This is a genomic window from Ancylomarina sp. (assembly GCF_041555295.1).
Classification (GTDB): Bacteria; Bacteroidota; Bacteroidia; order Bacteroidales; family Marinifilaceae; genus Ancylomarina.
Genome location: NZ_JBFFKR010000064.1, coordinates 1 through 15,062, shown reverse-complemented (window position 1 = coordinate 15,062; position 15,062 = coordinate 1). Strand labels below are relative to the sequence as shown.

General features: G+C 36.4%; 13 protein-coding genes. 3 read left to right on the top strand and 10 right to left on the bottom strand.

The genetic code is table 11. The features are described from left to right. On the bottom strand, nt 1-896 hold an 896-nt coding region (locus ABY905_RS07015; protein WP_372641963.1), incomplete at its 3' end, for a YhdH/YhfP family quinone oxidoreductase. 104 nt (nt 897-1,000) lie between these two features. Between ABY905_RS07015 and ABY905_RS07010 the strand changes: the two genes are divergently transcribed. Then, nucleotides 1,001-1,318, top strand: coding sequence for a winged helix-turn-helix transcriptional regulator (locus ABY905_RS07010; RefSeq protein ID WP_372641961.1), 318 nt, complete (start codon nt 1,001-1,003; stop codon nt 1,316-1,318). A gap of 7 nt (nt 1,319-1,325) precedes the next feature. Here the strand turns inward: ABY905_RS07010 and ABY905_RS07005 are convergent, their stop codons facing one another. The 4 genes from ABY905_RS07005 to proS all read right to left on the bottom strand — a co-directional run bounded on the left by ABY905_RS07005 (nt 1,326) and on the right by proS (nt 5,994). Then, the gene (locus ABY905_RS07005; protein WP_372641959.1) at nt 1,326-1,838 is read right to left on the bottom strand and encodes a hypothetical protein; all 513 of its coding nucleotides are present in this window, start codon (nt 1,836-1,838) and stop codon (nt 1,326-1,328) included. 574 nt (nt 1,839-2,412) lie between these two features. Further along, on the bottom strand, nt 2,413-3,639 hold the full coding sequence (gene pepT / locus ABY905_RS07000) for a peptidase T (RefSeq protein ID WP_372641957.1): 1,227 nt from the start codon (nt 3,637-3,639) through the stop codon (nt 2,413-2,415). A 39-nt stretch (nt 3,640-3,678) separates the two neighbouring features. Continuing rightward, the gene (locus tag ABY905_RS06995; protein ID WP_372641955.1) at nt 3,679-4,362 is read right to left on the bottom strand and encodes a hypothetical protein; all 684 of its coding nucleotides are present in this window, start codon (nt 4,360-4,362) and stop codon (nt 3,679-3,681) included. Between the two features lie 156 nt (nt 4,363-4,518). Further along, the gene (gene proS, locus ABY905_RS06990; RefSeq protein ID WP_372641953.1) at nt 4,519-5,994 is read right to left on the bottom strand and encodes a proline--tRNA ligase; all 1,476 of its coding nucleotides are present in this window, start codon (nt 5,992-5,994) and stop codon (nt 4,519-4,521) included. Between the two features lie 275 nt (nt 5,995-6,269). Between proS and ABY905_RS06985 the strand changes: the two genes are divergently transcribed. Both ABY905_RS06985 and ABY905_RS06980 read left to right on the top strand, forming a co-directional pair. Beyond that, nucleotides 6,270-7,712 (top strand): hypothetical protein, encoded by a 1,443-nt coding sequence (locus ABY905_RS06985; RefSeq protein WP_372641951.1) that lies wholly within the window; start codon nt 6,270-6,272, stop codon nt 7,710-7,712. Nucleotides 7,713-7,771: 59 nt separating this feature from the next. Beyond that, nucleotides 7,772-9,271 (top strand): OmpP1/FadL family transporter, encoded by a 1,500-nt coding sequence (locus tag ABY905_RS06980; protein WP_372641949.1) that lies wholly within the window; start codon nt 7,772-7,774, stop codon nt 9,269-9,271. 93 nt (nt 9,272-9,364) lie between these two features. On the opposite strand, the gene cysN is transcribed toward ABY905_RS06980, so the two are convergent. From cysN to ABY905_RS06955, 5 genes are all read right to left on the bottom strand, one after another. After that, a complete protein-coding gene (gene cysN, locus ABY905_RS06975) occupies nt 9,365-10,636 on the bottom strand; it encodes a sulfate adenylyltransferase subunit CysN (protein WP_372641947.1) in 1,272 nt (423 codons plus the stop codon). 107 nt (nt 10,637-10,743) lie between these two features. Beyond that, a complete protein-coding gene (gene cysD / locus ABY905_RS06970; RefSeq protein ID WP_372641945.1) occupies nt 10,744-11,649 on the bottom strand; it encodes a sulfate adenylyltransferase subunit CysD in 906 nt (301 codons plus the stop codon). Nucleotides 11,650-11,724: 75 nt separating this feature from the next. Further along, on the bottom strand, nt 11,725-12,333 hold the full coding sequence (gene cysC / locus ABY905_RS06965) for an adenylyl-sulfate kinase (RefSeq protein WP_372641943.1): 609 nt from the start codon (nt 12,331-12,333) through the stop codon (nt 11,725-11,727). Nucleotides 12,334-12,653: 320 nt separating this feature from the next. Further along, nucleotides 12,654-13,493, bottom strand: coding sequence for an enoyl-ACP reductase (locus tag ABY905_RS06960; protein ID WP_372641941.1), 840 nt, complete (start codon nt 13,491-13,493; stop codon nt 12,654-12,656). A gap of 117 nt (nt 13,494-13,610) precedes the next feature. Next, the coding region (locus tag ABY905_RS06955; RefSeq protein ID WP_372641939.1) for a DNA repair protein RecN at nt 13,611-15,062 on the bottom strand (1,452 nt) is incomplete at its 5' end.

Genomic DNA, 15,062 nt, shown 5'->3' with positions numbered 1-15,062 from the left:
CGCAATGCCATTGGGCAATTTTGAGAATCAACACCAATCAAGCTAATACCCTTCAGGATAAATGGATAGACCGTACCAGCCAAGTCGCCAGAACCAATATTACCACAACAAGTTACATTTCCCATAGGTTGACAAGCCTTCAAAAGAGTTGAAAGTACATTTCCACCTACCACATCAACAGCACCTGCCCATTTTGGGCGAAGCATTGGTCGTCCCGACTGATCATCAGTCTCCGTTTTATCAATTCTGCTAGTTGCACCCAACTTCTTAAGAACTTCCTCACCATCATTCAAATCGGATGTGGCAGCAATCACTTCGAAACCTAACTTATTTAGAATACAAACAGCAACAGCACCAACTCCTCCAAGAGCTCCCGTAACTACAACTGGTCCCATTTCAGGAGTCTGTCCAGCGGATAACAAACGTTCTATCGATAATCCGGCAGTGAAACCAGCTGTACCCAATACCATGGCTTGCTTCAAACTTAAATTATTGGGTTTGCGCACCACCCAGTCAGCAGGAACACGAATGTACTCACTAAAACCACCATCGGTATTCATACCCAAATCGTAAGATGTTACAATAACCTCATCACCTACTTTAAATCTAGAATCTAAAGATGCCTCAACAATACCAGAAGCGTCAATGCCAGGTGTGTGTGGATAATTTCGAGTCACGCCTTTATTTCCAATACAAGAAAGGGCATCCTTAAAATTGAGTGATGAATATTTTACGCGCACAAGCACATCGCCTTCAGGCAAATCTGCCAACTGGCGTTCTTCAATTCCTCTACTATATTTTCCATCAACTTCGTTTACACGAAAAGCCTTAAATGTTTTAGTCGCTTCCATAATTGGTCTCAATTCTATTTGTACTGAATTATCCTTATCTTGCACAAAGTTACAAGGAGTTTAACTATCAATCAAGAGCTTACATTTAGGTTCGCCACTAACATTTCTTTCGGAAACACTGATCGTCAGGTCACTAATTTTATTAAATTTTGGAAAAAGGCAACTGTCCAGTCGATACATTCATCAATTTCGTTAAAGGAAAACGAAAGGCTACCATTATATTGCACCTCAAGCAAGGCACCAAACGCTATAAAGAACTAGTACAGCTCCTGCCTGATATCAGCGATCGCATGCTCAGTAAAAATTTAAAGGAATTGGAAGAAGCTGGCTTGATCAGCAGAAAAGCATATCCGGTAATCCCACCAAAAGTGGAATACAGCCTGACAGAATTGGGCGATGAAATTCAGCCGATATTAAAATCGATGTTTAAAGGCGGGAGATTGTTTGAAAAAAAGATGGAGGAATAAGCTTGTACTAGGAGTAGATATAACGCATCAAGCCCAGGTAAAGACGCTTCACCCTGCAGTTCATTACATAGTTCATCACATACCAAACAACAGCTATGCCTGTTAGTATTGGTAAATAGCTCCCACTTATCGGAACTAAATCGAGATTCACAAGTAAAACGGCAAGCAAAATCACATAAAGAATATATTTATTCACCTTCACATATCGCATAAACAAACCTTCTTCAAGACTCAATTTCCAATTTAGAATATCACTGTCGCCACCACCCAAATTTGCATACCTTAAGCTCATTTTAAACTGTATGATTAAACTAGGTTTCTTCTCTTGCTGACAAAGTTTCATATATGCACGAGCAAACATCCCTGCTAAAGCTTGCAATTTATTAGGGTCTAAGCTTGATGAGTCAAGCTGCAAATAAGCCGTCTCAAACTCAATTATAGCAGTGTATCTCTCTTTAAGATAAAGCTTTTCAATTTCCTTATACAAATCAATGGAACTAAGTGTACTAGGGTTTGGCATCTGCAATGATATTATTTGTATGACCTGCAAACAGGCGTATGGGGCATAGAAGTTTCGAAGGTAAACAAAAGCATTACAATTCTCTTATTAAAATATTTGAGTCCAACAATATCTTTGAACTGCACCCCAAAAGTTGGCTTTATAGAATCATCTTTCTCTTATTACATCTTTCCTGTAGCTCTATCCCTCTCTCTGTTCAAGTTTTTAATTTTCCTGCCAATGATAAGTTTATCCTGCCGGTCTATTGTTATTTCCTGTCTGACTGGACACCCTAATTAGTAACAGGAAGAAAATATTTTATACTTTGATAGCAAAAATATCAACAGGATGGCATAAAAACTTACTCTGGATATCAAAAAAGATAACAGGACTACTCTTTAGGCTACTCGGATTATTAAAAAAGCTTACAGGACTACCTTTTAAATAACAGGATAAACAATGGGAGCAACAGGATAAGCATTAAAATAGCAGGACAAGAAAAAATAAAGCTTGTGCTCTCAATAATTCAACAGGATAAAAAAAAAACGGCACACAAATTAATGTATGCCGTTCTTCTATATTTATAATAACAAGTCTATCGCTTCGAAATCAATTCAATCACTTTCAGAATAACGTCGACAGCTTTTTGCATCGAATCCACCGGAACATATTCGAATCGACCATGGAAATTATGCCCACCTGCAAAGATATTAGGACAAGGCAGTCCCATATACGATAAACGACTGCCATCGGTACCACCACGAATTGGAACGACCAAAGGTGTCACGCCCACATCTCTCATGGCTTGCTCAGCGATATCAACAATAAATTTTACAGGCTCAATCTTTTCACGCATATTAAAATACTGATCCTTCATCTCAAGTATCACATTTTCCTCACCATACTGAAGCTGTAATTCTTTACAAATTGTTTCGAATTTATGTTTGCGTGCTTCGTAAGCCGTGATATCGAAATCACGAATGATATATTTCAATTTAGAATTCTCAACACTTCCTTCAATACCTAAAAGGTGATAAAAACCCTCGTAATCTTCCGTTTTTTCCGGAACCTCATCCTTAGGCAACTGAGCTCTAAATTCCTGAACAATGTTCATCGAATTGATCATTTTATCCTTAGCCATGCCTGGGTGCACGTTACGACCCTTAAAGGTAACTTCAGCATAAGCTGCATTGAAGTTCTCGAATTGCAACTCCCCTAGCTCGCCACCATCAAGTGTATAAGCAAAATCAGCCCCAAATTTCTGCACATTAAAATAGTCGGCACCCTGTCCGATTTCCTCATCAGGAGTAAAACCAATATGAACCGGACCATGCTTAATCTCGGGATGATTGATGAGAAACTCAACGGCTGTCATAATTTCAGCTATACCAGCCTTATCATCAGCTCCAAGTAGAGTTGTTCCATTAGTCGTAATTAAAGTTTGGCCTTTATACATTTTCAAATCTGGAAAATCAGCCACTTTCATAATGATATTTTGCTCTTTATTTAGAACAATATCACCCCCATCGTAATTCTCAACAAACTGAGGCTTTACGTTCTTTCCTGTAAAATCAGGACTGGTGTCCATATGGGATATAAACCCCACAACAGGCACCTCTTTTTCAATATTAGAAGGCAACTCTGCCATTACATATCCATTCTCGTCAAGCGTTACATTGGACATGCCCATTTCTGAGAGCTCTTTAACCAACTCATTGGCCAAATCCATTTGTCCTACTGTACTGGGAGTTAATCCAGTTTGCGTATCTGATTCGGTATTATACTTAACGTATTTTATAAATTTATCTACTACTGCAGTCATTTTATATAGGTATCTTATTATTATTTACTATTGAATTATTTAAACATCATCAGACTTAAATTGGAAGCCTAAACGTTTACCTGTTTTAATCTTAGAATTTTGAATTTTCTCTTCAATATCGGCAACCGCTAAAATTTTAACATCATCATAGGGTGGAACCAATAAATCGAAATTCAATGAATAATTAATAGCCGTCTCTATTATTTTTCTCAAACTGTCTTCATTGCTTATCGATTGAGACAAATCTTTTTCTAATAGTCCCATTTGGCGTTTACCTTCAACTATGTAATGCTTCTCTTTATTTATAAAAATACGTGCAACCAAATAACCTAAGTCTTCTGATCGATTGTATTTAAATGAATCTGACAAGAAGTTATATATATTAATGATTCCTGAATAAGCATTATTCGGATTGTGCTTAACGTAATCTTTCTGCCAAACGGCGTGCTCCCTATCAAACTGAAAAACATTTGAATACATACTAAAAACCAAAATATCTGAAGCTACACGGATTTGAATCTCAGATTCCCCTCTATCTTTATAATCCAATTTTACTGCATCAGACTGATCGTGAAGTTCAGCATTATACTCTTCAACTAAATTTTCAAGAACTTCTTTCAATTCGGCAAAAACCTCAGCAGTATTTTTATAAACCAATTGTTTCAAAATGGCTTTTTCGCGAATGGTTTGCAATATGGCTGATTTAGTGTTGAGTATGTTCATTCTATAGGGGTTTGGTTAATTTTGAGTAAAGAATCATTCCTTTGATTCATCTGATAAAGGTAAAAAAAAACCGCCTCCGAAGAATCGGAAGCGGTTATTTAAAAGTTTAAATTTCGTTAAACAGCGAAATATAGCAATCCCAAGTTATTTTGGTTATTAATATGCTTTAGCAAATATAACACGTTGCTTCGATGGTTTACCAGTAACCATACAAAAACCCTCTTCCTCCTCATTATCAAAAGGAATACAACGAATTGTTGCTTTAGTTTCATTCTTAACTCTTTCTTCAGTTTCGGCGGTACCATCCCAGTGCGCCAAGAAAAATCCAGTTTTTGTTTCCAATAAGTCTTTAAACTCATCGTAAGAATCAACTTTAGTTGTCTTTTCTGTTCTGAAATCAAGGGCCTTTTGGAAAATACTGTTTTGAATTTCTTCAAGAAGATTTTCAATCAAATCCTCAACACCTTCAACAGCAACCGTCTCTTTTGTTAGGATATCACGACGAGCTAACTCAACCGTTCCATTCTCAAGATCGCGAGCACCCATAGCCAAACGTACAGGAACACCTTTCAATTCGTATTCAGCAAATTTCCATCCTGGTTTACGGTTATCGCTATCGTCAAACTTAACAGAGATACCTTTAGCCTTAAGTTTTGCTACAATTGGATCAATCACCTCAGCAAGTTTAGCCAACTCTTCTTCCTTACGATAAATAGGTACAATCACGACCTGAATTGGAGCCAATTTTGGAGGCAGTACCAAACCATGATCATCAGAGTGAGCCATAACCAGAGCACCCATCAATCGAGTTGACACACCCCATGAAGACGCCCAAACATAATCTTCTTTACCTTCTTTGTTTGTAAATTTAACATCGAAAGCTTTAGCAAAATTCTGCCCTAAAAAGTGAGATGTTCCAGCCTGAAGTGCCTTACCATCCTGCATTAAAGCTTCAATACAATACGTGTCCAATGCTCCAGCAAAACGCTCTGATTCAGTCTTTGTTCCTTTTAATACCGGAACGGCCATCCAATCTTCAGCAAAATCACTATATATATTAATCATCTGCTCAGTTTCAACCAATGCTTCTTTTTTAGTTGCATGAGCAGTATGACCTTCCTGCCAAAGGAATTCAGCAGTACGTAGGAATAAACGCGTACGCATTTCCCAACGCATTACATTTGCCCATTGATTAATCAAAATAGGCAAATCGCGGTATGATTGAATCCAGTTTTTATAGGTATTCCAAATAATCGTTTCAGAAGTCGGACGAATAATCAATTCCTCTTCCAAACGTGCATCAGGATCAACAATAACACCTTTCCCATTGGGGTCGTTCATCAAACGATAATGCGTTACAACTGCACATTCTTTTGCGAAACCTTCTACGTGATCAGCTTCCTTACTTAGAAATGACTTCGGAATTAAAAGTGGAAAATAAGCATTCTGATGTCCTGTTTCCTTAAACTTTCCATCAAGAACTGCCTGCATTTTTTCCCAAATAGCATAGCCATATGGTTTAATCACCATACAACCTCGAACTGCAGAATTTTCTGCAAGATCTGCCTTTATTACTAAGTCGTTATACCATTGCGAGTAATTTTCGCTTCTACTGGTTAAAACTTTTGCCATTTTATATTGTTTTGGTATAGTATTTGCTATCTAAATAATACTTAAAAGTTCTTAAAATTTGTTTTCATTGACAATTATCAGAAATCAGACCTTAGGCTTTTAAATTAGGCTACAAAAGTATAAAATATTATTAGATAATCATATTGAAGGCTAGACATGAAACTTAGGTGATTGAATAATTATTAAACACATTTTTCGGCTCGATTTTTGCACCAGTAAAAATGAATTATTAATCAAATAAATTGCATCATAGCTAAACCTTAAATCATATCCAGATGAAAGCTTACTTCAAATTACTAATCGTTCCCTTGCTAATAGCAACGGCTTGCTCCCCCTCTTACGTGGGAACATCAGCATTTCAGGATGACATTTATTATGTTCCTGGTGGAGAAACATTAATCGATAAGGAAATGGCAGTCTATACGACTCATGCCGAGAAAAAAGAACCAACTATCGAACAAACAACACAAGTGGAGCCAACAACGAAGGCTACATTTGAAGATGATAGAGAATTTCAACTTATTCAAGAGCAATATCGCCAGATGATTGAAAATGACTCTATCGAAAGTATTGACACAACCTATTACAACGAAGAACAAGGTTATTACATTAACGAGTTTAAAGGTAGTGATTGGGATCGCGAAGAGGCTGAGAGGCTAAGACAATGGTATCCACAAGGGTTTGGCTACTACGACAATAGTGGTTATAATATGGCTATGTGGTTAGCTGGGGATCCTGACTGGAATATTTACATAGATGGAGATAAAGTATGGTGGACTCCAAGTTGGACAAACTTCAATCAATATAATGCATTCAGATTTTCACCTGCTCGTTATGGTCGAACTTTTGCGTACAACTACTCCCCTTACTATGGATCAAGCTTCGGTTTTGGTTTAGGTTTTGGCTTAGGTTTCTATGACGATTTCTATTGGGGATTAAATTTTGGATGGGGATCTCCTTTCTATAATAACTATGCCTATTACGGACATGGTCATTACCCATACCACGGTCACAATAATCACCATGGCGGATACTATGGACGCTCAAATAACTATTATGGACACAGATCTTCTATGGGATCGAAAGCTGGCACTAATAAAGCTTACACTAATAGACGTTCTGCAACAAGTACTGATGGGCAAGTAAGTCGCGTCAATCGTTCAGCTGGTTACACCAAATCAGGAACTACAACTCGTCGCTCTGCAGCAACTGCTCAAGATGCAGTTAGAAGAAGTACTGCAGCTCAAAGATATGGTGCTAGGAACAATAGAAGTTCATATAGTAATCGTGAAGGAACAAGTACCAGAAGAACGAATACAACAGGAACAGTTAAACGTTTAAACTATCAAGGTACTACGACTCGATATGGAACACAGAATCGTTCGTCATATCAAGGGACTAAAAGCGGTACCACAACTAGAAGAAGAACAAGTAACTATACAAAACCTCAAAGTAATTCACGTCCATCGTATAACAACTCTGGAACAAAACGATCGACTAATACGAGAGCGACAAATACTAGAACGTCTAGATATAGTAAAGTTAAAAGCACTCCTAGTTATAATAGAAGCTCAACAAAAAGTTCTTCTAGCTCATACAGACCTTCAAGATCTTCATCATCACGTTCATCAGGAGCAGTGAGATCTTCGGGATCTTCTTCTAAATCATCAAGTGGAGGAAGTCGTTCTTCAGGAGGTGGTAATTCGAGAAGGAGATAAGTTTGAAGCATCTGGATATTGATTAAGACTATTATTTACATACTATAAATACACATACTATGAAAAGATATATCACATTATTATTCCTTACAGTCTTTTCAGGAATATTATACGCACAAACTGCAGATGATGCTCTGCGATATTCTCAACAGTTCTATACAGGAACTGCACGATCAACAGCTATGGGTGGCGCCTTTGGAGCTCTAGGTGGAGATTTCTCTAGTATTGGTATTAATCCAGCGGGACTTGGGGTTTACCAAAGCTCAGAATTCATGTTCACACCTAGCATGGAAATGAGAAAAAGCACCAGCGGCAACCTTAGTGATGACAAATTCACTTTTGGAATCAGTAATATTGGCTATGTAGCCACCTTTAAACCAAGAATGACAAGTAAAGATGGCTGGCAGAATTTCAATTTGGGGATTGGATACAATCGTATCAATAACTTTAGAAAATCTTCAATCTCTCAGATACTAAATTCTGAGTCAAGCATGCTAGATGTTTTTGAAGTAAATGCTGATGGTTTTTCTGACAACCAATTGAGAGTTAATTACCCTACAGTAGAATATCTAGCTTACGAAACTTATTTATTGAATCCACAAGATGAAAACCCTCTAGATTATGATCTTCCTATCTTTCCTGGAGAAAGAATGAACCAAAGAAAAACGGTAGAAGAAAGAGGTCATATGGGTGAATTTAATATTTCTTTCGGAGCCAACTATGCTCATAAACTATACATAGGGGCTTCACTTGGTATTCAAAGTATTAATTACAAATCAACAGCGCGTTTTACTGAGAGTACACTAACAAACAGTGCTTCTGATTTGAGTAATTACTATCTTGAGGAATATGTAAAAACAACGGGTGTAGGAGCTAATCTTAAGTTAGGACTTATTTACAAGCCTAATCAAAACATCAGATTAGGAGCTTCACTTCATACACCAACATTCTTCTCTATGGAAGACGAATTCCAGAATAGAATGGCTTCACATTTTAAAACTGAAGATCTTGATGGCTACTCAAACTATGCTGATAAAACTCGCTTATCAAACTACACGTATGACTATAGAACACCAATGAAATTCACATTAAGTGGTGCCGTTGTTCTATCTAAAAAAGCAATACTTAGTTTAGATTATGAATTTGTAGATTACTCAAATGCCAAGTTTTCTGATGGACAAGATGATTTTGATTTCAATGGATCCGCAGAATTTCCTGAAGCGAATGATATCATTAAATCATCATATGAAAGTGTTGGTAATTTAAGAGCTGGTTTAGAATATCGAGTATCATCTGCATTAAGCTTAAGAGGCGGATTTGCAAATTTTGGAAACCCATATAAGGCTAGCTCAATAGACGAATCGTACAATATCTATTCTGCAGGTTTCGGTATTCGTCAAGGTAATTTCTTCTTCGATGCTGCTTATAGCTATTCCGATAAGGATGAATCATACATATACTATAGTACTCCAACAGCTGATGGAGATTTAACTTCAGGTAAAGTAGATCTTCAAGACGAAAATCATCAAGTTAGATTAACTTTTGGATTCAAATTTTAAATAAAACAAAATTTAATGCAACAAAAAAAGCTCCCAAATGGGAGCTTTTTTTATGCTATCTAAATATTAGATGAAACAAGATTTCAACTAATCTTATCTAATCATACCCGCCGCAACAGTTTCGTTAGTTGCTTCATCAATTAAAATAAAACTTCCTGTGTTGCGATTCTTTTTGTAAGAATCAAAGAACAGTGGCTTAGCTGTTTTTAATTTCAAACAAGCAATATCATTTAAGCCAATCGTTTTATCATCCGTCATTTCTTCCAAAGTATTAACATCAACTTTAAAGTTTACATTACGAACAATACAACGCGTTTCGTTTGAAGTATGCTTAATTGTATATTTACCACCTAGCATCATAGGACGCTCATTCATCCAACAGACCATAGCTTCGAATTCTTGCTCCATTCTTGGAACATTATCAGCAGCTACAATCATATCTCCTCTCGAAGTATCAATCTCATCATTCAATCTTAAAGTAACCGATTGAGGTGTAAACGCCATATCTAACTCACCATTCAGCGTATCAATTGCTTTAATTGTAGTTTCCTTACCCGATGGCAATACCTTAACCTTATCGCCTGGCTTGAATACACCACTAGCTACACGACCTGCAAATCCACGGTAATCGTGAAACTCATCGCTCTGAGGACGAATAACATATTGTACTGGGAAACGAGCATCTTCATGGTTTCTATCGTCAAGAATTTCGATAGTCTCCAATAAAGTCAATAAAGTCTCACCCTTATACCAATCCATATTTTCAGAAGCATCAACCACATTATCTCCAAATTTGGCTGATATAGGAATAAATCGAACATCTTTAATATTCAATTTATCAGCAACTTTCTGATATTCATTCTTAATATTTTCATAGGTCTCTTCTGAGTAACTCATCAGGTCCATCTTATTGATACAAACAATAAGGTGAGGAATTTGCAACAAGTTAGCAATATATGAATGACGAAGAGTTTGCTCAATAACACCATTACGAGCATCAACTAAAATAAGAGCACAGTTAGCCGTAGAAGCTCCTGTCACCATATTTCGAGTATACTGAATATGACCCGGTGTATCAGCAATAATAAATTTACGTTTTGGAGTCGCGAAATAACGGTAAGCCACATCAATGGTAATCCCCTGCTCACGCTCGGCTCTTAAACCATCTGTAAGTAAAGCCAAGTCTACCTCGGTGTCGCCACGTTTTTTACTAGAAATCTCGATAGCTTCCATCTGATCTTCAAAGATGGCTTTACTATCATACAACAAACGACCAATTAGGGTACTTTTACCATCATCAACACTACCAGCAGTAGTGAAACGTAAAAGCTCCATATCTAAATATCCTGATGTTTTATCTGACATATTTATTTTCTTTTTATTCTAGATTTATAAACGAGAACTCAATCTCGAATCTATCTTTTGATTCAAATGCAGAACACTTAAATTAATAATTAAAGCTTTGAAGTGGCTTAAAAATACCCTTCTTTTTTACGATCTTCCATAGCAGCTTCTGAACGCTTATCATCTGAACGAGTTCCTCGTTCAGTTGTTCTTGTTGCAGCAACTTCTTCAATAATATCTTCAAGACTATTTGCTTCAGACTCTACAGCACCCGTACATGTGGCATCACCAATGGTTCTAAAACGAACAGTACGTGTCTCAATCATTTCAGTATCGCGCATTGGAATACAGTCAGACTTAGCTAAGAGTGTTCCATTACGTTGGAAAACTTCACGCTCATGAGAGAAATACAAATTAGGAATCTTGATATCCTCTAAGTAAATGTATTGCCATACATCCATCTCTGTCCAGTTCGAAATTGGGAATACTCTAAAGTGCTCTCCCATATTCTTTTTACCATTAAAAAGGTTCCAAAGCTCTGGTCTTTGATTTTTAGGATCCCACTGACCAAACTCATCACGATGAGAAAAGAAACGTTCTTTAGCTCTGGCTTTTTCTTCATCACGACGACCTCCACCCATTGCACAATCCACGTTTAACTCTTCAAGACCATCAAGAAGGGTTACAGTTTGCAGTTTATTACGACTGGCATTAAAGCCCGTTTCTTCTACTGCACGTCCCTGATTAATTGAGTCCTGTACATATCGTATAAAAATCCGAGTACCTGTTTCTTCCATCAATTCATCACGAAATTCTATAGTCTCCGGGAAATTATGACCTGTATCAACATGCATTAAAGCAAAAGGCACCTTCGCTGGTGCAAAAGCCTTACGTGCCAAATGAAACATGATAATAGAATCCTTTCCTCCCGAAAATAACATCACAGGATTCTCGAATTGAGCTGCAACTTCACGAATCACATAAATCGATTCAGCTTCCAGTTCTCTTAAGTGATTTATATTGTATTCATTCATTCGAAAAAATTTTATTTACTCTTCTGTGATCAAATTCGATCACCAGTATAATACATTTTTATATTCTCTAATTAACTATGCCTGCTTTATATGAGATAGAATGGCATCTACCAAACATTTTACAGATTCTTCAATTGACATATCTGCCGTTTTAATTTCCAAGAAAGCATTTTCAGGGGCTTCAAAAGGTGAATCTAAACCTGTAAAGTTTTTAATCTCACCATTACGTGCTTTTTTATACAAACCTTTAACATCCCTCTTTTCACACTGCTCATAAGATGCATTGATGTAGATCTCTCTAAAATCATCATCTCCTATAATCTCTTTGGCTTGTTCTCTTATTGCAAGAGTTGGGCTAACAAAGCAATTAATTGTGATGATGCCACAGTTAACAAATAGCTTTGAAACTTCGGCAATACGGCGAATATTCTCTGTTCTATCCTCTTCAGAAAAACCTAAATTTTTATTAATACCCGTTCGGATGTTATCTCCATCTAGAATTTGAGTTAAAAATCCTCTTTTCTGAAGCGCCTGTTCTAAACCAATTGCAATTGTTGTTTTTCCAGATCCAGAAAGTCCTGTCATCCAAATAACACGAGCTTTTTGATTTAAAAATTGTTCCTTCTCATCTCGTCCAATAATTCGGTCGAAAACTGGATGAATATTAGTTGCTTTGGTGGTCATTAATCTGTTTTATATGAATCGAATTAACTGTACGATTCCAATCATTCATTCCGTAAAATATGACTAAGAGTTCACTATTTCTATATTTATGGATGTTTTTCATATTGAGTCCTTCCAAAAAATCAGACACAAATGTACAATTTCTAAGATGATTATAAAAATTTTAGACTAGGAATACACAAGCTAGATTTTACTGCAAATAAAGAAGTCTATATCCTTTATTTGTTATATAGTAATCAAGGCTCAATGACCTGAATAATAAGCACAAAAAAAGCCCCCTACTAAAAGGGAGCTTTAAAATTATGAGTTAGATGAGTTGACTATTTACAGTCACACTTTTCATCAAAGCTCTTATTATACTGTTGCATAGCTCTGTAACTCATTCCCATATTTGAGAATCCACCATCATGGAATAAATTCTGCATGGTTACTTTTCTAGTTAGATCTGAGAATAGAGTGATACAATAATTTGCACATTCCTGAGCAGAAGCATTTCCCAGTGGCGACATTCGCTCAGAGAAATCAATCAGTTTATCAAAACCTTTTACACCACTACCAGCAGTCGTCATCGTAGGTGATTGTGAGATCGTATTCACTCGAACGCTTTTCTCACGACCATAGATATAACCAAAGCTACGTGCAATAGACTCTAACATGGCTTTTGCATCAGCCATATCATTATATTCATACATCGTTCTTTGCGCTGCCGCATAAGATAAAGCAACAATCGATCCGTATTCGGCAACTGCATCCATTTCTTTAGCTTTCTGAATCACTTTGTGGAAAGAGATAGCCGAAACATCAAGAGTTTTCTTAAGGTATTCGTAGTTCAATTCATCATATGAATTTCCTTTACGAACATTTGGTGACATCCCAATAGAGTGTAGAATAAAATCAACAGGACCTCCTAAAAGCTCCATTGATTTTGTATACAAATTCGCCAAGTCCTCAGGATTAGTTGCATCAGCAGGGATAACATGAGCGTTACATTTCTTTGCTAACTCATCAATAGTTCCCATACGAATGGAAACGGGTGTATTTGTTAAGACGATCTCGGCACCTTCTTCAACAGCCAATTCAGCAACTTTCCATGCGATTGACATTTCATTTAAGGCACCAAAGATGATTCCTTTTTTTCCTTTTAATAAGTTATAAGACATAATTTGAAATTTTCAATTTATCAGCCACAAATTTAACCAATATTATTTAGAATAAATCAAAAAAAGATCATTTATTAAGACTGAATAAATTCTCTAATCAAACACCTCACAATTGATCTACCTAGATAACAGAACCTTAGCATTTTCCATCGCAGCTTGCGTCATGTCAGCTCCACTAAGCATTTTCGCTAGCTCTTCAATACGACTTTCACTATCTAAAAGGACTATATTTGAGTAAGTTTCCAACTCATCATCAGCCTTATAAACTTTATAATGGTAGTTTCCTTTACTTGCAATTTGAGGTAAGTGAGTAATACTGATTACCTGAATATTTTCAGCCATATCACGCATAACAACTCCCATTTTATCTGCAATCTCTCCAGAAACACCAGTGTCAATTTCATCAAAAACAATAGATGGCAAGGCTGTAGAAGCGGATATTAAATATTTAATACTCAGCATTAATCGCGACATTTCTCCACCTGAAGCAACCTTTGAAATCTCTTCAGGTTGTCCATTCTTATTTGCAGAGAACAGAATTCGGATTAAATCTTTCCCTAAATACTGAAATTCTTCGGCAATACTTTGCTCGAAATTAATTTTAGCATGAGGCATTCCCAATTGAACCAGTTGAAATTCCAAAGCTTTTTCAATATCTGGAATCACAAACCTCCTGCTTTTACTAAGCTTATCAGAGGCCTTAACAAGTTTTGATTCCTGCTTTTGCAATTGAGATTTTAATTCTTCAATCAAATCATCACTTGATGTAATATCCTGAACTTTCTGATCCAAGTCTTCACGTATCTTAATTAATTCCTCAACAGACTCTACACGGTGCTTTTGCTGAAAACTATAAATAGTATCCAGCCTTTCATTCAGTAAAGAAATTCTAGATGGATCGAACTCCATGGATTCGTAGCTTCTTTCTAGTTCTGCCGCTAAATCTTCTAATTCTATACATGAACTTTCAAAGCGCTCATAAAACCCTTCCCCTTCAGAAAACACATTCTGTACTTGATCTATAGCAGTGCGTGCCTCTTTTAATAGAGAAATAATAGCCACTTCTCCTTCACTAAGCAAGTTAGAAGCCTTAAATAAATTCGTTTTTATTTCTTCAGCATGGTTTAGAGTTTCAAGTTCTGATTCCATTTCAACTTGTTCTCCTTCTACCAAATTTGCATCAAGAAGTTGCTCCAATTGAAATTGATAGTAATCCAAATCAGATTTTTCTTTTAAAGCAATTTGTTCTTTACGATGCAATTCTCGTTTGATATGCTGATAATTTTCAAATTGAACTTGATAATCATTCAATAATGAAGCATGTTGTGCATAAGTATCAACGATTCCCATTTGATACTCAGAATCCCCTAAAGACAAATTTTGGTTCTGAGAATGAATATCGATTAGCCTAAGTCCCAACTCTTTTAAAAGTTTGATATTAACAGGTGAATCGTTTACAAAAGCACGAGTTTTACCATTAGGTAAAATTTCCCGTCGTAAAATCGTCTCTTCCTCATATTCCATTTCAGCATCAGCAAAGAACTTTTGCAAATGATACTTTGAAATATT